The following is a 19,482-nucleotide window of genomic DNA, read 5'->3' as shown; positions in this document are numbered from 1 at the left end:
CCGGCGAGCTACGCGTCGTCTACTGCTCGCTCCCTGACTGCACGGAGCGCGTCCAGCGTCCCGTCGACGTAGCCGCGGTCGAGGACGTGATCCGCGGCGGCGCTCGCGGTCTCGTCGGCGTTCGCGACCGCGTAGGACTCGCCGACGACCTCGAACGTCGAGGCGTCGTTCTCGCTGTCGCCGACGGCGACGAAATCGCTCGGCTCGTAGCCGAGCGTCTCGGCGACGCCGGTCAGCGCCGCGCCCTTGCTCGCGTCCGCGCTCTTGAGGTGGTAGGCGTACCCCGAATCGACGAACTGGAGGTCGAACTCCGCGGCGACCCCACGGAGCAGCGCCTCGTCGGCGGTCCGCCTGACGGCCACCTCCGTCTCGCGCCAGCGGTTGATCGTGTCGACGCCGTCCCAGCCGAGGTCGCCGCCGCGCTCCTCGAACGCCTCGATCGCGGCGTCGACGCGCTCGGGGTCGCCCGCGTACTCGAGTTGCCCGTCAGCGAGCGCGACGCCCCCGTTCTCCGCGATCACACGCTCGGGAATGCCGGCGAACTGACAGAGCGCCACGGGGTAGGGGAACGCCTTCCCGGTCGCCAGCACGACCGGCGCCTCCCACCCCGCGAGCAGCGAGAACGCCCGCGGCGCGATCGTGTGCTCGGGCGTGGTGAGCGTGCCGTCGATGTCCAGCGCCAGCGGCGGAACCATCGCTTCGACATCGGTCGCTGGCCCGGAAAACCGTCCCGGTCGGTTCTCGACTGCCCGGGAGAACAACCCTTTTCGCCGTGGCCCCGGAACCCGGAGGTATGGCAGACGAACCCGACGAGGCCGACGGCTCGGAGGAGAGTACCGAGGGCGAGGAGGAGAAGTCGTTCCGCGAGCGCGTCGAGGAGATCCGCGAGCGCCGCGAGGCCGAGCGCGAGGAGGGCGAGGCGCCCGGTCCGGAGGGGATGGGCGGCGGCCCGCCCGGCATGGGCGGCGAGGGTCCCGGCGGCAACCCCTTCGCACAGATGATGTCCGGCATGATGGGCGGCGGTGGCGGTCCCGGCGGCGCGCCCGGCATGGGCGGCGGTCCGGGCGGCATGGGCGCCGACGCCGGTAGCGAGGGCGGCGAGAGCAGCGAGCGACAGGCCCAGGCCACCGAGGACATGGTGCGTGAGGTCCGACAGCTCCGCGACGAGGTCCGCGACGCGACGCGAGAGCTGCGACGGATCGCCGACGCGCTCGAGGACTGAGGCGCCGACGTTCTGCGGTCTTCTCTCCACGCGAGAGCGACAGCTCCAGAGCGTCGTGACGGGTCGAAAAAGAGGGGCCGATCAGTCCGCGCTGGTCGGCTGCTGATGGAACGGCGCGCTGGCGATTCGCTCGCGGAACGAGGGGAGCGCGTCCCGGCCCTTCGAGCTCATCGCGCTCACGACCGCGAACACCTCCTTCCGGGACACCTTCACCCCCCGCTCGGTCAGCACGTCCTCCGGGTGCTCGCGGACCTCTCGGAGCGTCCCGACCGCGAGGAGGAACGGCACTGCCCACGCCTCGAGCGTGTTACCGTCCCGCAGCGGGACGTGCTGGAGGTACGTCCCGGCGTCGTCGAGGTAGGAGCGCGCGAGGTCGGTCGTGCGCCGGACGACCGAGGTCGCGCCCTCGCGCTTCGCGGGGTCGAGCACCTCGTCCTGCTCGACGCCCTCCTCGGCCAGCCACTCGGCGGGGAGGTAGACGTTGTTCTCCTCGTCGTAGTCGTCGTACACGTCCTTCGAGACGTTGACCAGCTGGAGCAGCAGGCCGAACTCCTCGGCGGTGTCGTACAGCGTCCGCTCGCGCTCGTCGTCGATCTCCCCTCGGGTCACGAGGTTCGTGATGAGGTTCCCGACGGTGCCGGCGGCGTAGTAGCAGTACTCCTCCAGCTCGCGCCGGTCGTCGATACGGAGGCCGCCCTCGTCGGCGTAGCGCTCGACGAACTCGGCCATTCCCTCGACCATCTCCCGGACCGGCGGCGTGATCGCCTCGCGCACGTCGGCGGGGAGTGCCTCGAACGTGGCGACGATCCGGGGCGCGCTCGCGACGACCGCCCAGTCGGCGTTGCGCTCGGCCTCGGCGGGAACCCACTGCTCGACCTCGGCCACGAACGTGTCGATCTCGGTGTCGTCGGCCGGATCGAGCACGGCGTCGTAGGTCCGGAGCAGCGCCGCCTGCTCGGCAGGAGGGATGTGGGAGGCGTCCTCGATCGTGTCCGCGACCCGACAGAGGAGGTAGCCCAGACAGATGTAGGAGTCCATGGGCTCCTCGAGCACGTCCACTGTCAGCGCGAACGTGCGGGAGACGTCTTGGACGGCCTCGTGACACCACGCGAGGTCATCGGACGGAACGTCGGCGAGGGGGTCGGGTCCGGGCATTCGGCTTGAGGGGTCTACGTACAGCGGCGTTAAAAGTCTCTCCCAAGCGGTTCGCGACCCGTCGTTTTCCGACCACGGAGCGGGGGGAGAACCGGGTAGAAAACCCTAAGCCCGGCCCGGAAGGAGACGAGGGTATGGACTTCAGTCTGGACGCGGAGCAGCGGCAGATCCGCGACACCGTCGCCGAGTTCGTCGACGAGGAGGTGGTCCCCCGGGCCGCCGAGATCGACGAGACCGACGAGTTCCCCGAGGACCTCGTCGACCAGATGGCCGAACTGGGGCTGATGGGGATGCCGTTCCCCACCGAGTACGGCGGCGCCGGCCTCGACTACCACTCCTACGCGATCGGCATCGAGGAGATTTCCCGAGGCTCCGGCGGGCTGGGGACGATCGTCGCCGCCCACACGTCGCTGGCGGGCAACATGCTGTACGAGTTCGGCGACGAAGCCCAGAAGGAGGAGTACCTCACGCCGCTGGCCGAAGGCTCAGACGTCGGCGCGTTCGCGCTCTCGGAGGCCGGCGCCGGCAGCGACGTGCCCGCGATGACCACGACCGCGGAACGGGAGGGCGACGAGTACGTCATCGACGGCGGGAAGCTCTGGACCTCCAACGGCTCGGTCGCGGACACGGTGATCGTCTTCGCGAAGACCGACCCCGACGCGGGCAACCGCGGGATCTCCTCGTTCGTCGTCCGGCCCGAGTCGGACGACGGCTTCATCGTCGAGAACACCGAGCACAAGCTCGGCGACAAGGGCTGTCCCACCGCAGAGCTTCGGTTCGACGAGCTTCGGGTGCCGGCTGACCGCCGACTCGGAGAGGAGGGCGAGGGGTTCGTCCAGTCGCTCAAGACGCTCAACGGCGGCCGCATCTCCATCGCCGCCCGCGGCGTCGGCATCGCCCGCGCGGCCAAGGAGGCCGCGACGGAGTACGCCACCGACCGCGAGCAGTTCGACCAGCCCATCTCGGAGTTTCAGGCGATCCAGCACAAGCTGGCGGACATGGACACGAAAGTCCAGAGCGCGAAGCTGCTGATGCACAAGGCAGCCGACCTGAAGATCCGCGACGAGGACTACATCAAGGCCGCCGCACAGGCCAAGCTCAAGGCCAGCGAAGTCAGCCGCGAGGTGGCCAACGAGGCGATCCAGGTCCACGGCGGCTACGGCTACACGAAGGATTTCCCGGTCGAGCGCTACTACCGCGACGCCAAGCTCAACGAGATCTACGAGGGGACCAGCGAAGTACTGCGGAACACGATCGCCGACCGGATGCTGTAGAGAGCGAACCGAACGCTACTCCCGCACGTGCTCGGGCGGCAGTTCGATCTCGCCCGAGAGGTCGCGCTGGGGGAACGGGATCTCGATCCCCGCCTCGTCGAAGCGCCGTTTCACGTTCTTGACGTACTCCGAGCGGATCTTCACGAAGTCCGCCCGCGAGGGGTTGTCGATCCAGATCCGCGAGCGAAGGCCGACGTAGGAGTCCGCGAGTTCGGTCAGCCGCACGCTCGGCGCCGGGTCGGTGAGGATGTCGGGGTGGCGCTCGGCCTCGTCGACGATGATGTCCGTGGCTTTCTCCACGTCGTCGTCGTAGCCGATGCCGAAGGTGAACTGTAGGCGGAGCGTGTCCTTCGCGACGGGGTTCTTGATCACGCCGTCGGTGAGCTGTGAGTTCGGCACAGTCAGTAGCTCGTTGTCGAACGTGCGCACGCGGGTGACCCGGAAGGAGATGTCCTCGACGATGCCGGAGTTGCCCTCCCACTCGATCCAGTCGCCGATACGGAACGGCCGGTCGGTGTAGATGAAGATGCCGGCGACGAAGTTCGCGATCACGTCCTGCATCGCGAAGCCGATCGCCAGCGTCGCAGCGGCGGCAATCGTCGCCAGCGACTGGAGGAAGTTCCCGAAGCCGGCGAAGCCGAAGGCGACGGTAACCGCCACGAACACGATCAGCACCGAGGTGATCTTGATCAGCGGCCGACGGGCGTGGGCCTCCAGCCCGCGGGCGTCGAGCACACGGTCGACCAGCGGGACGGCCGTCGCCTTGCCCGCGCCGTAGATGATCGCGAACACCGCGAGGAAGACGAGGAGGGCGCCGATGGCGTTCGCCAGCACCGTCGGGAGGAACTGTTCGAGGAAGGCGGCGACCACTTGGTTCGCCCGGGCGGCCGACTCGCCGCCGGGAGTCGCCGTCGTCTGCAGGCTCGCCATCAGTGGAACACCGCCGTGTGCCCGCGGGTGTCGATCACCTCCGCGTCGACGCGGTCGGCCAACTCCGTCGCGAGCGCCTCGGTGTCGTCGGTGCCCCGCGCCGATCGCAGGAACTTCGCCTTCACCAGCTCCTCGTTGTCCAACTGGTCGTCGAGCTCGTCGACGACGGCGTCAATCCCGTTTTTCCCCACCCAGACGGTCACGTCGAGCTCGTGTGCCTGCTTTCGTAGCTCGTCAGACATTCTTACCGGAACGATTCGCCGGGGAAGCTTTGAAGCTTCGGTCTGGCGGGCTCACTCCCGGTAGGGGTAGCGGGCGGTCGCGCCGCAGTCACAGCGCCGGATCACGCGCCCGCGCTGAACCCGAACTCGGACGTTGACGCCCGGGCGCTGGAACACGTCGCAGTCGTCGCAGGTCGAGCGTGCGAATCGCCGGGGGAGCGAGAGGCGGTTCCGTTCGGCGAGGCGCCGAGCCAGCCGCACGTACTCCCGCGAGCGGTCGAACTTCCCCGCGGCCGCGGCCTCCTCCGCTAGCGCGGCGAGGCGTTCGATCCGCTCCTCGGCGATCTCGGCGCTCATCTCTCGTCAGTACCGAGAGGGCTGCCGGGGTTATCGTTTTCGGGGACGGTCCGGACGTCGACGCCCGCAGGCCGGAACGTTGATCAATCCGACCTCCGAAGAACGACGAAAGCCGTGCGCGTGCTCGACTACCTCGAACTGGAAGACCGCATCCGCGGCGGGATCGTCACCGCCACCCGCCAGCAACGCAAGGCGCTCGAACGGGCGGACGTCGACGTGATCGAGTCGCCGTGGGTCGGCGACGGTCCCGTCGACGCCGCGAAGTCCCGGCTGACCGGCGGCCGCGCGTTCCGGGAGTACGACGTCGCCCACTGCAACGTCGTCGGCCCGGGGAGCGTCGCCGTCGCCCGACACGCCAAGCGCAACGATATCCCGCTCGTACTGCACGCCCACGTCACCGCGGAGGACTTCGGCGAGTCGTTCCGGTTCACCGACCGGCTCGCGCCCGCGCTGCGGCCGTACCTGCGGTGGTTCTACTCGCAGGCGGATCTGGTGCTCTGTCCCAGCGAGTACACGAAGGGGGTGCTCCGGGAGTACCCCGTGACGACGCCGATCGAACCGGTGACCAACGGCGTCGACGTGGACTCGCTCGAAGGGTTCGAAGACCTTCGCGAGGAGACGCGCGAGCGCTTCGATCTGGAGGGGATGGTGGTGTTCTGCGTCGGCGAGGTGTTCGAGCGCAAGGGGCTGACGACGTTCTGCGAGGTCGCAAAGGAGACGGAGTACGACTTCGCGTGGTTCGGCCACTACGAGGAGGGCGCCGCCGCCGGCGAGGCGACCCGCTACTGGACGAACAACCCCCCCGAGAACGTCACGTTCACGGGGTGGATGGACGACAAGCGCGCCGCGTTCGGTGCCGGCGACGTGTACCTGTTCCCGACCAAAGACGAGAACCAGGGGATCGCCGCGCTGGAGGCCATGGCCTGCGGAAAGGCGGTCGTGCTCCGGGACATCCCGGTGTTCGAGGAGTTCTTCACCGACGGCGAGGACTGCCTGAAGTGCGAGACGCGCGAGGAGTTCGTCGACGCGCTCCGCCGACTGGAGGAGAACCCCGACCTTCGGGAGCGACTGGGCGAGAACGCCCAAGAGACCGCCGCAGAGCACTCGCTCGACCGCGTGGGCGAGCGGCTGATCGAGCAGTACGAGCGCCTGCTGGAGGAGAGCCATTCCGGAACCCCTTAACCGCGCCTCGGACAACCGCTCGCGCATGGAGTCGGTCGCGGCGTTCACGGACACCTACCTGCCGACGGTCAACGGCGTCACCTACACCGTCCAGAGCTGGCGGGACCGCTGGCGGGAGCGCGGCGGCCGGATGGAGGTGGTCTACCCCGGCGCGCCCGACCGGGAGCCTGAGGCGGACGAACACCCGGTCCGGTCGCTGCCGCTGCCGATCTACGCGGGCTACCGGCTCGGGCTGCCTCGCGTTCCCGACGCCGTCACGGACGTCGACGTCGTCCACGCGCACACGCCGTTCTCGCTGGGACTCGCCGGGATGCGCCTCGCCCGGAGCCGCGACCTCCCGCTGGTCGCGACGTACCACACGCCGACCTCGGAGTACGCCAGCTACCTCACCTCGTGGGCGCCGGTGCGGAAGCGGACCGCGGCGCTGAGCCGGCGCTACGAGTCGTGGTTCCTGAACCGGGCCGACGCGGTGATCGTCCCGTCGGCGGCGACCGGCGAGTACGTCGCCACCGAACTCGGCGTCGACGACCCGCAGGTCGTCCCCAACGGCGTCGACACCGAGCGCTTCCGTCCCGTCGATTCGGCCGCGTTCCGCGAGCGCCACGGACTCCCCGACGATCGGACGCTCGTCGGCTACACGGGCCGACACGGCCACGAGAAGTCGCTCCCGTCGATCCTCGCTGCCTGCGACCGCCTCGATCGGGACGTGACGGTGGTGTTCGGCGGCGACGGGCCGGCGCGGGCAGAACTGGAAGAGGCTGCTCGAAAGCGGAACGTCGACGCGCGCTTCCTCGGCTTCCTCGACCGGGAGGAGCTTCCGGCGTTCTACGCTGGCCTCGACGCGTTTCTGTTCCCCAGCCCGGTCGAGACGCAGGGGCTGGTCGCGCTGGAGGCGTTTGCCTGCGGGACGCCCGTGGTCGGCGTCGACAGCGGCGCCCTCTCGGACACCGTCGACGACGGGGAAACGGGCTACCACTTCCAGCCGGGCGACATCGACGGCTTCGCCGACGCGATCGAGCGCACGCTCGACGAGCGCGAGCGCCTGCGGGAGAACTGTCTGGACCGTCGGGCGGCGATCAGCGTCGAGCACGCGGTGGACCGGCTCGAGGAGATCTACGCCGCGGTCCGGGAGTGAGCGGTTCGCCGAATCACGGCGCTTAAATCCGCGCCGGCGGAACGAGCCACCATGAGCTTCGAGAAAGGCGACACGGTCGTTCTTCACGACGAACACAGCGAGTTCGACGGCGAGGAAGGGGAGATCACGCAGGTGATGGAGACGATGTTCGGCGACCCCAACTACACGATCGTCTTCGAGGACGGACAGGAGGCCGGCATCCCGGAGGACCAGCTGGAGCTGGTCTCGGAAGGCGGCGACGAAGAGCCCGAGGAGTAGAGTCGATCGCACCCACACGGGAGCTTTCTCCGTCGAGGAAGCCTTTTGCGCGCTGCACCCCTACCGACGGGTATGCCCAGCGTCCCGTTTCACTACGTCGACCTGCGGACCTTCTGCTACGCGACGGAGGACGAGAAGCGCGTCGAGCAGGCGCTCCGACAGTTCCTCCCCGAGGAGTACGAGATCGAGCGCGCGGTCAACCGCGGCCACCACGGCGACCGGATCGTGGTGTTCTCCGCCCGCGTCGACAACGCTGACGACGTGCGCTACGTGCTCCGGCAGCTGAGCGAGCTGTCGGACATCGAGGACGTGATCGGCGAGCTCGACGAGCGCGTCGACGAGAACTGCGCGTTCTTCCTCCGGCTGGACAAGCAGGACGCGTTCAAGGGTGAGGTCGAACGCGGCCCGGGGATCACCCTCCGTGCGAAGGTCGAAGCCTACCCCGCGAAACAGCCCGCGGCCGTCGAGAACGCCCGCGAGGCGCTGGAGAGTGCCCGGGAACACACCGAAGCCTGAGTTCCGGCCCGCTCAGTCGTTCTTCCACTTGATGCTGCAGCCACGCGAGGGGCGGTCCTCGATATCTACTTCCTCCCCGGCGAGCACCGCGTCGATCGCGTCCCGGATGTAGAACTCCGAGGGCTCCTCGTCGGGGTTGAGCGCGTCGTCGAGGCGACCGTGGTACGCGAGGCTCCACGAGTCACCATCGTTGCGGAACAGGAACGGGTCGGGCGTACAGACCGCGCCGTAGGCGTCGGCGACTGCCTGACTCTCGTCGCGGAGGTAGGCGTCGTAGTCGATCTTCCCGGACTCGACGTACTCCCGCATCGTCTCGAAGCTGTCCTCGGGGTACTCCTCGGCGTCGTTGGGGTTGATACCGACGACCGCAGCGTCGTCGTACTCGTCGGCGAGTTCGTTCAGTAGGCCGAACTTCGCCTGCGCGTACGGGCAGTGGTTGCAGGTGAACACGAGCAGCAGCGCGTCGCTGTCGGCGAACGTCTCCAGCGTGTACGTCTCGCCGTCGACGCCTTCCAGCGAGAACTCGGGTGCCTCGTCGCCGCGGTCCAGTTCGGACTCGGACTCTTTCGCGACCATGGATCGCGGTTCGGACGCCGACCGGAAGCCGGTTTCGCCCGTGGCGTCAGGCCACGTTCCGCTCGTGGAGCAGTTCGCCCGTCTCGAAGCGGTCGCTGCCGAGATCCGAGACATCGACCGTCGACGCCTCGCCGTCGAGGAGTATCTCCGCGACGACCTGTCCGGTCGCGGGCGCGTGCTGGAACCCGTGGCCGGAGAAGCCGACCGCTTGCACGAACCCCGGGACCGACTCCTCGACGATCGGGTGGTGGTCGGGCGTGACCGCGTACAGTCCGGCCCAGCCCCGCTTCAGCCGGGTGCTCTCGCCGAAGTAGTCGCAGTAGGCCGCGGCACGCTCGACTGTCTCGGCGGCCCACGCCACGTCGTAGGACTCCGAGAACGAGTCCGGGTCGGGCGTCTCCGGCTCGTCGTCGAAGTAGCCGCCGACGATCGCCGCGCCGTCGCGCTCCGGCCGGAAGTGCGAACTCGTCTCCAAGTCGATCGTGAGCGGATCGTCCTCCGGTACCGGCCGCTCGGGGTCGGCGACGAGTGCCTGCCGGCGCTGTGGTTCGACGGGAATCTCGACGCCGGCCATCGCCGCGAGTTCAGCGGCCCATGGCCCCGTCGCGTTCACCACGGCGTCGGCGTCGATGGCGCCGCCGCTCGGCGCGCCGTCGCCCGCAACGTCGACGCCGACGACACGCCCGTTCGAGAGTCGCACGTCGGTGACGGCAGTCCCGGTCCGAACCTCGACCCCGCGCTCGTGGGCGGCGTCGGCGAACCCCTGCAGTGCGAGGTAGGGATCCGCGAAGCCGTCGCGGGGGTTGTACGTCGCGGCGGTGACAGCGTCGGGATCGACGCCCGCACAGTAGTCGGTGACCTCGTCGGGAGTCAGGAACTGCGTCTCGGCGCCGCGGTCACGCTGGAGCGCGGCCTGCTGCTCCAGCCCCCGCGCGGTCTCCTCGGTCCGCGCGAGCAGCAGGTAGCCCGCCTGTCGGAACTCGATGTCGACGCCGAAGCGATCCTCGAACGTCTCCCACACCGGCCGGCTGGCCAGCGAGAGGTCGACGTTGACCGCCGTCGAGAACTGACACCGAACCCCGCCGAGCGCGCGCGAGGTGCTCCCGTCCCCGAGGCTGCCGCGCTCACAGAGCACCACCGTCGCGCCGCGGTCGGCCAGCGCGACCGCGCTCGACAGGCCGACGATCCCGCCGCCGACGACAACGACTCGCATACGCTCTCTCAGCGTGGTGTCGGCAAAACCGTTGTGCCGACCCCGCGTGCCCGTCACGAGGTCGGCACGAGTGGCGAACAGACGACGCGTGGCTGCCTCACGGGGGGCGCGTCGTGCTCCCGCCTCGACTCCCCCGTGGTTTCCGTACTGGGTCGGTGGGCCTGGTCGCGCCATCACCCTTCAACCCTCGGCCAAGAGCTATCTTCGCGGGGGTGGACGTGGCCGTATGCGCGTACTCTCCGACGACGAGGTCGCGGGACTGCTCGACCTCGGCGACCTGCTACCGGAGATAGAACGGGCGTTCCGGAAACAGGGCCGCGGCGAGGTCGAGCGGCCCGAGCGACCGCACTTCCCGGTCGGCACGGGGATCGAGGGGGACGAACCGCTGGGAACTGGGTTGACGATGCCGGCGTACATCCACGGCGACGACCACTACGCCACGAAGCTCGCGAGCGTCCACGAGGGGAACGCCGAGCGTGGGCGCCCGACCGTGCAGGCACAGATCGCCGTTACCGACGCCCGAACGGGCGAGCCGACCGCGCTGCTCGCGGGGACGCGGATCACGAACGCCCGGACGGGCTGTATCGGCGGGCTGGCGGCCGACCGGCTCGCAGTCGGCGACGGGCCGGTGACGGTGGGTATCGTCGGCGCCGGGACGCAGGCACGCTGGCAGGCTCGCGCGATCGCGGCCGCGCGCGGGGTCGACTCGGTCCGAGTTTACTCGCCCAGCGACTCGCGGGAAGCGTGTGCGGCGGACCTCCGAGCCGAGGGGATCGACGCCGAGGCGGCCGACTCGGCGCGGGAAACGGTGACGGACGCCGACGTGGTCGTGACGGCGACGACCGCGACCGAGCCGGTGTTCCCCGGCGACGCGCTCGCCCCCGGGACGCTGGTCGTCGCGGTCGGCGCCTACACCGCCGAGATGCGCGAACTCGACGCGACGACGGTTTCGCGGGCGGCCCGGCTGTTCGCTGACGTGCCGGCGGAAGCCGCCGAGACCGGCGACTTCCCGGACCGCGACGAATCCGCGTTCACGCCGCTGTCGGCGGTGTTCGAAGGGGAGTCCGGACGGGAGTCGGCGACGGAGATACTGGTCGTCGCGTCGGTCGGGTCGGCGGTGCTCGACGCCGCGGCGGCGACGTCGCTCGTCGAGCGGGCGCGGGCGGAGAACGTCGGCACCGGCGTCGGCCTCTGAACTACTCTTGGACGCCGCCGAAGGGGTCGTCCTCGGTGTCGTCGGCGAAGGGTTCGCTCCCGTCGACGTCCTCGAAGGGGTCGTCGACGTCCTCGAACTCGCGGAACAGCGACTCGAACTCCCCGCTGTCGCTCATCTCGTCGATCGTCGTGTCCAGCTCCGCGCGGAGCTGTTTCAGGCGGTCGGTGAGCTGCTGGTACTCCTCGTTCTCCTCGAGTTCGGAGTCGGTCTTCTCGGCCTCGAGCAGCGCCTTCTTCGAGGAGAGCGAGAACAGCTCCTGAACGCCCGTGTCGTACGTGCTGCGACGCTCCAGATCGCCGACGGTCTCCAGCAGTTCCTCGCGCGCGACGGGCTTGACGAGGTAGTCGTCGAACCCCATCCCGAGCACGTCGAAGTCGGGCTCGACCGCGGTCACCATCGCGACCTGACAGTCGATCCCGCGCTCCTGAATCGCGTCGAGCACCTCGTCGCCGGAGAGTCCCGGCATCCGACGATCGAGCAGCACGATGTCGACCTCGCTGTCGAGGTTCTCGAGGGCCTCACGGCCGCCGTAGGCGGTTCGGACGCGGTAGTCGGCCCCGAGCCACGCGGCGTAGAGGTCTGCCAGATCTGACTCGTCCTCGACGACGAGCACGAGAGGGCGATCGTCACTCATCTGATAGGGAGCGGTTAGCTCTGGCGGAAAAGGGGCGGCCGGCTATATCAAAATACCCCTTCCGGCCTTCGTTGTGCCTTCGACCACCGAACGGTGTTACTCGTTGGGGCTGTAGTTGGGCGCCTCGTCGGTGATCATCACGTCGTGGGGGTGGCCCTCGGTCTGTCCGGCCGCGGAGACGCGGACGAACTCCGAGCGCTCCTTGAACTCGGGGATGGTCTCGGCGCCGACGTAGCCCATGCCGGACTGCATCCCGCCGACGAGCTGGTGGAGCTCGGAGGCCAGCGTCCCCGTGTAGGGGGTCGCCGCCTCGACGCCCTCGGGGACGTACTCCTCGTCGCTCTCCTCCTTGAGGTAGCGCTCGCCGCCGCCGGACTGCATCGCGCCGACGCTGCCCATCCCGCGGTACTGCTTGTACTTCTTGCCGTTCATCGTGATGACGCGGCCGGGCGCCTCCTCGGTGCCCGCGAAGTAGGAACCGAGCATCACCGCGTCCGCGCCGGCGGCGATCGCCTTGATCGCGTCGCCGGAGTAGCGGATCCCCCCGTCGGCGATCACGGGCACGTCGTGCTCGCTGGCCACGTCGGCCACCTCGGCGACGGCAGTGATCTGGGGCATCCCCGCGCCGGAGACGACCCGAGTGGTACAGATGCTGCCCGGGCCGATCCCGACCTTGATCCCGTCGGCGAAGTCGACGCAGGCCTCGGCGGCCTCCCGCGTGCCGACGTTGCCGACGACCACGTCGGCGTCGACGGTTTCGGTGATCGCCTTCGCCGAGTCGAGGACGTTGAGGTTGTGCGCGTGAGCGCAGTCGATGAACAGCACGTCCGCGCCGGCCTCGTCGGCGGCGATCGCGCGCTCGTCCTCGAAGGGGCCGACCGCGGCGCCGACGCGCAGGCGGCCGTCCTCGTCGCGGGCCGCGTTCTCGTTCTCGCGGCGCGCGAGGATCCCCTGCATCGTCACGAGGCCGACCAGCCGGTCGTCGTCGTCGACGATGGGGACGCGCTCGATCTTGTGGTCGTACATGAGTTCGAGCGCGTCGCGGGCGCTCACGTCCTCGCCGGCGGTGATGACCTCGTCGGTCATCGCCTCCCGGACGGTGTCGCTCTCGCCGACCTCGAGGTACGGGCGGATGTCGGTGCCGGAGATGATCCCCAGCACGGTGTCGTCCTCGTCGACGACCGGCGCGCCGGAGACGCCCTCGTGCTCCATCATCTCGTCGACCTCGTCGACGGTCTGCTCGGGCGCGGCGGTGACGACGTTCTCACGCCGGATCACCAGCTCGTCCGCGCGCTTGACGCGGGTGATCTGAGCCTCCATCTCCGGGGTGTCCATGTTGCGGTGGAGCACGCCCAGCCCGCCCTCGCGGGCCATCCCGATGGCCATCTCGGCCTCGGTGACGGTGTCCATCGCCGCCGAGAGGACGGGGATCTGGAGCTCGACGTTCCGCGAGACGTGCGTGGACACGTCCGCGGCGTCGGGCTCGACACGACTCTCCATCGGCCGCAGGAGCACGTCGTCGAACGTCAGCGCCTCCGGCACTCGTAGCTTCTCCGAGAAAGGTTCCGATCCGTTACTCGCCATGTAGTCGGTGGTGAGCCTCGGCCCAAAAGCGTTCCGTATCCCGGAACTGTGTGCCTCTCGTCCCCACACTGTCGGCCTCCGTCCGGGCCGACGGCACCGCCAACGTATCTTCAGTTTCAACCCGTATTTGTCGTGAGTTCTTCGACTAACGTTCAGTTACGCCGACGATCCGGCCGTGTTCATGGGGTGCACTCTCACACAACGTTTATCGCCCTATCGGCGGAAGTAGTGGTATGGACGTCGACCGTCTCGCCACGTCGTGCATCGTCGGCCAGCCGAACGACAGCGCCGTCGACTCGCTCAAAACGATGTGGCGAACAGTACGACGTTTCCTCCCGAAATTTACAGGATCCGCGTTCGGCCGCGGCTATCCGGAGTCGGGAGCACACTACCGTTTGGCCACGGGTGAGGCCGCCAGCTAGTCGTGAGCGTCTCGGACCACCCGATCGCGTTACGCCTCGAACAGCACGTCGGCGGCGCCACGCGGCTGCTGGCGACGGTGATGGGCCTCCCGCTCGTCGACGGGATCTTCCCCGCGCTGGTCGTCGCCGGCGCGCTCACCACCGAGACCGGGGCTATCTCCCCGGGGGGCGTGCTCCAGACCGGCCTCCTAATCTTCGGCGGCTCGGCCACCGTCGCGGTCATTCTCGCCGAGATGGAGGGCACGCCGACCGAGAAGGCGAGTTCGGTGCTGCTCGTCGGCGCCGTGCTCGTCCCCATCGCGGTCGTCGAGGCCGCGTTCGCCCAGACGCTCTACTCCCTGTTCGACCCCGACGTGTTCCAGCGCTTCGCGGGGCTGGTGATCCTCGCGATCGCCGCCAAAACCGCCAGCGCGGAGGTCGGCACGTACCTCCCGGGTCCCGGCGCGATCGTCGGGCTGGGGATGATCGCCAGCTACCGCGGCGGCGCCGAGCTGACGATGAACTTCGAGCTCGCGACGCTCGTCCCCGCGGCCGCCGCCGCCGGCACCGGAGTCGCGTTCGCGCTTGGCGTCGCCCTCGGCGCGCCGACGCTGCAGGGCGCGGTCGACATCGACCGCTTCCGGTTCGGAAGCTCGGTCGCGCTGGGGATGCTCGCAGTCGACGTGCTGGGTCTGCTGGCGACCGAACAGCCCGTCGCACTGGGCGTGCTCGCGGTGACCGCGCTGCTGTCCTACGATCCCGACTCGGAGGACGACGATACCGACGAACCCGAGTCCGAAGATCCATCGTCGACGACGTACAGTCTGGACGCCGACAGCGAGGACCGACCCGTCGACATCGCCGCGGAGCTGGCTGTCGACCGGGAGGACGCCTCGGGCACCGTGAGCGCGGCCGACGGCGGCGCCGTCGACGGTGAGGCCGTCGAGGAGTCGCCCGACGAGCCCGAGCGTCCGCCGTACCTCTAACGCCGGCGGAGCCACCAGACCGCAGCCACCCCGAGCAGCACCGCCGCGCCGCCGAGGAAGAACAGCAGGCCCGGCGGCACCCCGAGCGCGTCCTCCGCGCTCCGGACCGTCTCGGGCGTCGGCGTCGCGGTAGGCTCCGACGTGACTTGGGCGATGCCGATATCTCCGGACTGAGTCTCGGTCGCGGCCTGTGTGGCCGTCCCGTCGGCACCGGTCTCGTACCCCCCGGCGCCGCCCGTCTGCCCGAACGGGAGCGGGAGCTCGCCGAAGTACGCTTGGACGAGCAGGCTCGCGAGGCCCAGCGCCGCGACTGCGCCGACGAGCCGGGAGAGCGCCGCCTTCAGCCCGGTCGTCTCGTCCTCCGTGCCGGCGTAGACGATCAGCGGCGCGTCCGCCGGCCCGTACACCGTCATCTCGCGACCCTTCTCGGAGTACACCGTGTCGACCGGCTCGATCAGGCCGGCGTCTTCGAGGTTGCCGATGTGGTACTGGGCGTTCTGGAGCGAGAGGTCCAGCCGGTCGGCGACGCCGGAGGGCGTGGCGGGGTCCTCGTGGAACTCGCGCAGCATCTCCCGGGCGGTGTCCGACGAGAGCGCGGCGAGTGTCTCGCCGGCCTCGTCGCTGTCGACGCCGAGCACCCGCGGCTCCGGGTCGGGATCGGCGTCGGGGGTGGAGGGCAGTATGTCGACCATACAGTCCGGGTTTCACGCGGTCCGTTGAAACTCTGTTCCCTCTCGGACGACCCGGCGTCGCTCAGTCGCCCCGGTCGGGCACGACCAGCACGCGCAGGTCGTTCACGTTGGTCCCCGTCGCGCCGGTCACGAGCGCCGCGTCACGGCGGCCGAGGTAGCCCAGCGAGTCGTTGCGGTCGAGCGCGTCGCGGGCGGCCCCGCGGTCCTCGACCGTTCCGGCGTCGACGAGCGCGCCCGCGGCGTCGGTCGCGCCGTCGCGGCCGTCGGTGTCGATCGCGGCCGCGACGAGTTCGTCGCCCGCGCCGTCGGCGCTGCCGGCGAGCGAGAGCGCGGCGGCGAGCGCGAACTCCATGTTGGGACCGCCCTCGCCCTCGCCGTGAACGTCGACGGTCGCCTCCCCGCCGGAGAGCAGGACTGCGGGCGGTTCGACGGGGTCGCCGGCGATCGCCGCCTCCTCCCCGATCGCGACGTGGGTCGGCGCCGTCGCGCGTGCCGCGCCGCGCACACGCGAGGAGAGTACGCAGGGCTCGTACCCCCGCTCCGCGGCTACCGCCGCCGCGGCGTCGATGGCGGTCCGCGCGCCGGCGACGACGTAGGTGGTGCCGGGGAGTCCGGCGTCCGGGGCGGGCGTCTCGGGGAACTCGCCCGCGTCGCCGGCGTCGAGGTGGGTGCGGATCGCGGGCACGTCGATCCCGTGGCGGCCGATCACCGCGAGCGCGTCGGCGTACGTCGTCCCGTCGGGCACGGTCGGCCCGGAGCCGATCACCGACGGCGGGTCGCCGACCACGTCGCTCACCCCGAGCGTGCGCACCGTCGCCGGGGCGGCCGCCGCCGCGAGTCGCCCGCCCTTGACTCGCGATGTGTGTTTCCGGACGGCGTTGATCTCGTCGATGTCGGCGCCGGCGTCGAGCAGCGCGCGGGTCGATCGCCGGAGGTCGCCGACGGAGAGGTCGCCCGCGGGCGCGGCCAGCAGCGCGCTCGCGCCGCCCGTGACGGCCGCGAGCACGAGCGTGCGTTCGTCGGCGGTCTCGGCCAGTTCGAGCAGGTCCTCGGTGGCCGCGACGCCCTCGGGAGTCGGCAGCGGGTGGCCGCCGCCCGCGACCGTGACCGCGCCGATCGAGCCGCCGGCCGCGGGGTCGTCCTCGGAGACGACGATCAGCCCGTCGTCGATCCGATCGCCGAGAGTGGCGTGGAGTGCCCGGACGACCCCCGGCGCCGCCTTCCCGCCGCCGAGGACGAGCACGCGGTCGAACTCGGTCAGGTCGACGGTGGCGCGCTCGTCGGCGGTGATCTCGAGGCGGTCGTCCTCGACGGCGACGGCGTCGCGGGTCGCGTGCTCGGGGTCGGCACGCCGGACGCCCGCCGCGAGGCAGTCGAGCGCGACCTCGTGGGCTGGCGAGCGGGCGTGGCTCTCGCGGTTCTCGAACACGCCCCGGGCTGGGACGGCGGCGAGCAAAACGGTTCGGGGTGGGGAGCGCGCTTCGTCACGGTCAAGGCCCACGGGGGCGGAACCGCTCTCAATGAGTGAGTCGGACGGCAGCGTGCGGGTCGTGGGGACCGCGCACGTCTCCGCCGAGAGCGTCCGGGAGGTCGAGGAGACCATCGAGGAGGAGCGCCCGGACGTGGTCGCCGTCGAACTGGACGAGGGGCGGTACAGCCAGATGCGCGGCGAGGAGCCGGAGGACCTGACCGCGGGCGACCTGCTCGAGGGGAACACCGTGTTCCAGTTCCTCGCGTACTGGATGCTCTCGTACGTGCAGGCACGGATGGGCGACCGCTTCGACATCCAGCCCGGCGCGGAGATGCTCGCGGCCGTCGAGACCGCGGAGGATCTCGGCATCGAACTCGCGCTGGTCGATCGGGACATCCAGGAGACGATCCGGCGGTTCTGGGCGCGGATGAGCCTGTTCGAGAAGCTCCGAGTCGTCGGCTCGTTGGCGTTCGGGATCACCGACCCACGGATCGGCGGCGTCGTGTTCGGCCTGCTGGTGGGGATCGTGCTCGGCCCGATCCTCGGGATCTTCGGCGGCGCGGTCGGCGTCACCCAACCGCTGCTCGTCGGCCTCACCGGCAGCACGCTGGTCGGGCTGGTGTCGGCGTACGTGCTCTCCGAGGTGACGCTGCGCGTGTTGGACGACGACGTGCTGGCGCTGGGTGTCGCCGGTGCGAGCGCGATCGTCGTCGGCGCGCTCGCGGGCGTCGGCCTCGGCCTGACCGACGCGCTGGTCACACAGTACCTCGGCGACTTCGTGATCACCGCGGTCGGGTCGATGACGCTCGGGCTCGCCGGGGGGCTGGTCGTCGGCGCCGTCGTCGCGGCCGCCATGGGGCTGGTCGTCGACGAGGGCGAGTCGGCCGACGAGGAGATGGAGGAGCTGCTCGACCCCGACGAGCTGACGGATACGGACGTGGTGACCGCGATGATGGAGGAGTTCCGGGAGTTCTCCCCCGGCGGGGCCGAGGCCCTGATCGACGAGCGCGACGCCTACATCGCCCACAACCTCGTCGAACTGCGCGAGCAGGGGAAGGACGTGGTCGCGATCGTCGGCGCAGGCCACCAGCAGGGGATCGAGGAGTACCTCGCCCACCCCGAGCGACTGCCGCCGAAGTCGTCGCTGACCGGGCAGAAAGAGCGCCTGCTCCCGTGGGGGAAGATCGTCGCCGTCGGCATCACCGCGGCCTTCGTCGCCTTCTTCGTGCTGCTCGCGATGGCCGGCGTCGAGGACCGCTTCCTGCTCGAACTGTTCGGGGCGTGGTTCGTCGTCAACGGACTCTTCGCGGCCGGGCTCGCCCGGATCGCGGGCGCGCGCTGGCCGTCGGCGCTGGTCGGCGGCTCGGTCGCGTGGCTGACTTCGGTCAATCCGCTGCTCGCGCCGGGCTGGTTCGCGGGCTACGTCGAACTCCGGTACACGACGGTCAACGTCGGCGACATCGACACGCTGAACGCGCTGCTCGACGATCAGGAGACGCCGCTGGTCGAACTGGTAGGCCAGATGTTCGAGGTGCCGTTGTTCAAGCTCATCATGATCGTCGCGCTGACGAACGTCGGCAGCTTCGTCGCGTCGTTCCTGTTCGCGCTGTACGTGCTGCCCGCCTTCTTCGGCGATATCGGCGGCGTCGCGGCGGTGCCGGACCTCCTGATCGAGGGGGCGCGTAACAGCGCCCGCACCGTCTGGGGGTGGGTCGCGTGAGCGTGCCCGGGTCCGAGCGTGGGCGGGGGCGCTTCGACCCCGAGCCGTCGCTGCGGTTCTCGGCTCAGGAGATTCAGGACCTCCTGATCGCGTGGCTCGCGCTGGGGCTGGCGTTCACGATCTTCTTCGCCGGCGGCGGGAATCGTGCGATCGCGTTGCTCACCGGGAATCCGACGATGTTCGCGATCGCGCTCGTCGTGTCGCTGCTGACCGCCGGGGTCGGGTTTCTGCTCCACGAACTCGGGCACAAGGTGATGGTCGTGCGCTACGGCAACATCGCGGCGTTCCGCGCGGAGTACAACATGCTGTTCCTCGCGATCATGAGCGCCTTCTTGGGGTTCATCTTCGCCGCGCCGGGGGCGGTCCACCACCGCGGCCGGCTGACCGAGCGCCAGCACGGGCTGATCGCGCTCGCCGGGCCGGCGGTGAACCTCGTGCTGACGATCGTGTTCGTCCCACTGTGGCTGGCTGGCAGTACCTTCGGTGTCGGTCTGCTCGTTGAGATCGGGGGGAAGGGACTCGCAGTGAACCTGTTCCTCGCGGCGTTCAACATGATCCCCATCGGTGCGCTCGACGGGAAGACGATCATCGGCTGGAGCAAGGCCGTCTGGGCCGCGGTGTTCGTGCCCAGTGTCGCAGTGACGGTGTTCGTCGTGTTCGTGCTGGGTATCGGGTTCTAGGACGGATTCTCGGTTTTCGGCTGATTCGTTGACTACCGCATCAGCCACGGCAACGGCGT

The 19,482-nt window shown here is 69.9% G+C and carries 22 protein-coding genes; 11 read left to right on the top strand and 11 right to left on the bottom strand.

Annotation, left to right across the window (positions count from 1 at the left end):
- Positions 1-8 precede the first annotated feature (8 nt).
- Entirely contained in the window at positions 9-695 is a 687-nt protein-coding gene (locus ACYQZ5_RS04925; protein ID WP_379732788.1) for an HAD-IIB family hydrolase, read from the bottom strand.
- A 98-nt stretch (positions 696-793) separates the two neighbouring features.
- On the opposite strand from ACYQZ5_RS04925, the gene ACYQZ5_RS04920 reads away from it, so the two are divergent.
- The gene (locus ACYQZ5_RS04920) at positions 794-1,222 is read left to right on the top strand and encodes a hypothetical protein (protein WP_379817769.1); all 429 of its coding nucleotides are present in this window, start codon (positions 794-796) and stop codon (positions 1,220-1,222) included.
- An 81-nt stretch (positions 1,223-1,303) separates the two neighbouring features.
- Here ACYQZ5_RS04920 and ACYQZ5_RS04915 read toward each other — a convergent pair whose 3' ends face one another.
- Positions 1,304-2,377 (bottom strand): phytoene/squalene synthase family protein, encoded by a 1,074-nt coding sequence (locus tag ACYQZ5_RS04915; protein WP_379731141.1) that lies wholly within the window; start codon positions 2,375-2,377, stop codon positions 1,304-1,306.
- Positions 2,378-2,511: 134 nt separating this feature from the next.
- On the opposite strand from ACYQZ5_RS04915, the gene ACYQZ5_RS04910 reads away from it, so the two are divergent.
- Complete coding sequence (locus ACYQZ5_RS04910) at positions 2,512-3,651, top strand: acyl-CoA dehydrogenase family protein (RefSeq protein ID WP_379731143.1); 1,140 nt, start codon at positions 2,512-2,514, stop codon at positions 3,649-3,651.
- Between the two features lie 15 nt (positions 3,652-3,666).
- Here ACYQZ5_RS04910 and ACYQZ5_RS04905 read toward each other — a convergent pair whose 3' ends face one another.
- Genes ACYQZ5_RS04905 through ACYQZ5_RS04895 form a run of 3 tightly spaced genes read right to left on the bottom strand, consistent with a single transcriptional unit; the run spans position 3,667 to position 5,159 of the window.
- Entirely contained in the window at positions 3,667-4,581 is a 915-nt protein-coding gene (locus ACYQZ5_RS04905; RefSeq protein WP_379731144.1) for a mechanosensitive ion channel family protein, read from the bottom strand.
- The gene (locus ACYQZ5_RS04900; protein ID WP_379731145.1) at positions 4,581-4,823 is read right to left on the bottom strand and encodes a YhbY family RNA-binding protein; all 243 of its coding nucleotides are present in this window, start codon (positions 4,821-4,823) and stop codon (positions 4,581-4,583) included. The genes ACYQZ5_RS04905 and ACYQZ5_RS04900 overlap by 1 nt, the downstream gene beginning before the upstream one ends.
- 51 nt (positions 4,824-4,874) lie before the next feature.
- A complete protein-coding gene (locus ACYQZ5_RS04895) occupies positions 4,875-5,159 on the bottom strand; it encodes a ribonuclease P protein component 4 (RefSeq protein ID WP_379731146.1) in 285 nt (94 codons plus the stop codon).
- A gap of 114 nt (positions 5,160-5,273) precedes the next feature.
- On the opposite strand from ACYQZ5_RS04895, the gene ACYQZ5_RS04890 reads away from it, so the two are divergent.
- From ACYQZ5_RS04890 to ACYQZ5_RS04875, 4 genes are all read left to right on the top strand, one after another.
- Entirely contained in the window at positions 5,274-6,341 is a 1,068-nt protein-coding gene (locus ACYQZ5_RS04890; protein ID WP_379731147.1) for a glycosyltransferase family 4 protein, read from the top strand.
- 25 nt (positions 6,342-6,366) lie between these two features.
- Entirely contained in the window at positions 6,367-7,476 is a 1,110-nt protein-coding gene (locus tag ACYQZ5_RS04885) for a glycosyltransferase family 4 protein (protein ID WP_379817767.1), read from the top strand.
- A 51-nt stretch (positions 7,477-7,527) separates the two neighbouring features.
- Positions 7,528-7,734, top strand: a complete 207-nt coding sequence (locus ACYQZ5_RS04880; RefSeq protein ID WP_379731149.1) for a DUF1918 domain-containing protein — start codon at positions 7,528-7,530, stop codon at positions 7,732-7,734.
- A gap of 72 nt (positions 7,735-7,806) precedes the next feature.
- Positions 7,807-8,250 (top strand): RNA-binding protein, encoded by a 444-nt coding sequence (locus ACYQZ5_RS04875; protein ID WP_379731150.1) that lies wholly within the window; start codon positions 7,807-7,809, stop codon positions 8,248-8,250.
- Between the two features lie 12 nt (positions 8,251-8,262).
- Here the strand turns inward: ACYQZ5_RS04875 and ACYQZ5_RS04870 are convergent, their stop codons facing one another.
- Together ACYQZ5_RS04870 and ACYQZ5_RS04865 are read right to left on the bottom strand one after the other, a co-directional pair.
- Positions 8,263-8,826 carry a thioredoxin family protein gene (locus ACYQZ5_RS04870; RefSeq protein ID WP_379731151.1) on the bottom strand — a complete coding sequence of 188 codons (564 nt, stop codon included), beginning with the start codon at positions 8,824-8,826 and terminating at the stop codon, positions 8,263-8,265.
- Between the two features lie 46 nt (positions 8,827-8,872).
- Positions 8,873-10,039: an NAD(P)/FAD-dependent oxidoreductase gene (locus tag ACYQZ5_RS04865; RefSeq protein ID WP_459845345.1), complete on the bottom strand. Its 1,167-nt coding sequence runs from the start codon at positions 10,037-10,039 to the stop codon at positions 8,873-8,875.
- Positions 10,040-10,265: 226 nt separating this feature from the next.
- On the opposite strand from ACYQZ5_RS04865, the gene ACYQZ5_RS04860 reads away from it, so the two are divergent.
- Positions 10,266-11,234 (top strand): ornithine cyclodeaminase family protein, encoded by a 969-nt coding sequence (locus tag ACYQZ5_RS04860; protein ID WP_459845343.1) that lies wholly within the window; start codon positions 10,266-10,268, stop codon positions 11,232-11,234.
- A gap of 1 nt (position 11,235) precedes the next feature.
- Here ACYQZ5_RS04860 and ACYQZ5_RS04855 read toward each other — a convergent pair whose 3' ends face one another.
- Positions 11,236-11,889: a HalX domain-containing protein gene (locus tag ACYQZ5_RS04855; RefSeq protein ID WP_379732642.1), complete on the bottom strand. Its 654-nt coding sequence runs from the start codon at positions 11,887-11,889 to the stop codon at positions 11,236-11,238.
- A gap of 96 nt (positions 11,890-11,985) precedes the next feature.
- Positions 11,986-13,473, bottom strand: a complete 1,488-nt coding sequence (gene guaB / locus ACYQZ5_RS04850; RefSeq protein WP_379818980.1) for an IMP dehydrogenase — start codon at positions 13,471-13,473, stop codon at positions 11,986-11,988.
- A gap of 233 nt (positions 13,474-13,706) precedes the next feature.
- Between guaB and ACYQZ5_RS04845 the strand changes: the two genes are divergently transcribed.
- Both ACYQZ5_RS04845 and ACYQZ5_RS04840 read left to right on the top strand, forming a co-directional pair.
- On the top strand, positions 13,707-13,895 hold the full coding sequence (locus ACYQZ5_RS04845; RefSeq protein WP_379732687.1) for a hypothetical protein: 189 nt from the start codon (positions 13,707-13,709) through the stop codon (positions 13,893-13,895).
- A gap of 2 nt (positions 13,896-13,897) precedes the next feature.
- Positions 13,898-14,860, top strand: a complete 963-nt coding sequence (locus tag ACYQZ5_RS04840) for a DUF5794 domain-containing protein (RefSeq protein WP_379818979.1) — start codon at positions 13,898-13,900, stop codon at positions 14,858-14,860.
- Here ACYQZ5_RS04840 and ACYQZ5_RS04835 read toward each other — a convergent pair.
- Both ACYQZ5_RS04835 and ACYQZ5_RS04830 read right to left on the bottom strand, forming a co-directional pair.
- On the bottom strand, positions 14,857-15,552 hold the full coding sequence (locus ACYQZ5_RS04835; protein ID WP_379818978.1) for an ArsR/SmtB family transcription factor: 696 nt from the start codon (positions 15,550-15,552) through the stop codon (positions 14,857-14,859). The genes ACYQZ5_RS04840 and ACYQZ5_RS04835 overlap by 4 nt on opposite strands.
- Before the next feature lie 61 nt (positions 15,553-15,613).
- Positions 15,614-16,981 carry a glycerate kinase type-2 family protein gene (locus ACYQZ5_RS04830; protein ID WP_459845339.1) on the bottom strand — a complete coding sequence of 456 codons (1,368 nt, stop codon included), beginning with the start codon at positions 16,979-16,981 and terminating at the stop codon, positions 15,614-15,616.
- A 91-nt stretch (positions 16,982-17,072) separates the two neighbouring features.
- On the opposite strand from ACYQZ5_RS04830, the gene ACYQZ5_RS04825 reads away from it, so the two are divergent.
- Both ACYQZ5_RS04825 and ACYQZ5_RS04820 read left to right on the top strand, forming a co-directional pair.
- Complete coding sequence (locus ACYQZ5_RS04825; RefSeq protein WP_459845337.1) at positions 17,073-18,743, top strand: TraB/GumN family protein; 1,671 nt, start codon at positions 17,073-17,075, stop codon at positions 18,741-18,743.
- Positions 18,740-19,423: a zinc metalloprotease gene (locus ACYQZ5_RS04820; protein WP_379732630.1), complete on the top strand. Its 684-nt coding sequence runs from the start codon at positions 18,740-18,742 to the stop codon at positions 19,421-19,423. Before ACYQZ5_RS04825 ends, ACYQZ5_RS04820 begins: the two co-directional genes overlap by 4 nt.
- The last annotated feature ends 59 nt before the right edge of the window (positions 19,424-19,482 follow it).

The sequence above is a fragment of the Halolamina salina genome, assembly GCF_054653455.1.
Note: the sequence above shows the minus strand (reverse complement) of the source record. Positions and strands in the feature narration are given on the sequence as shown.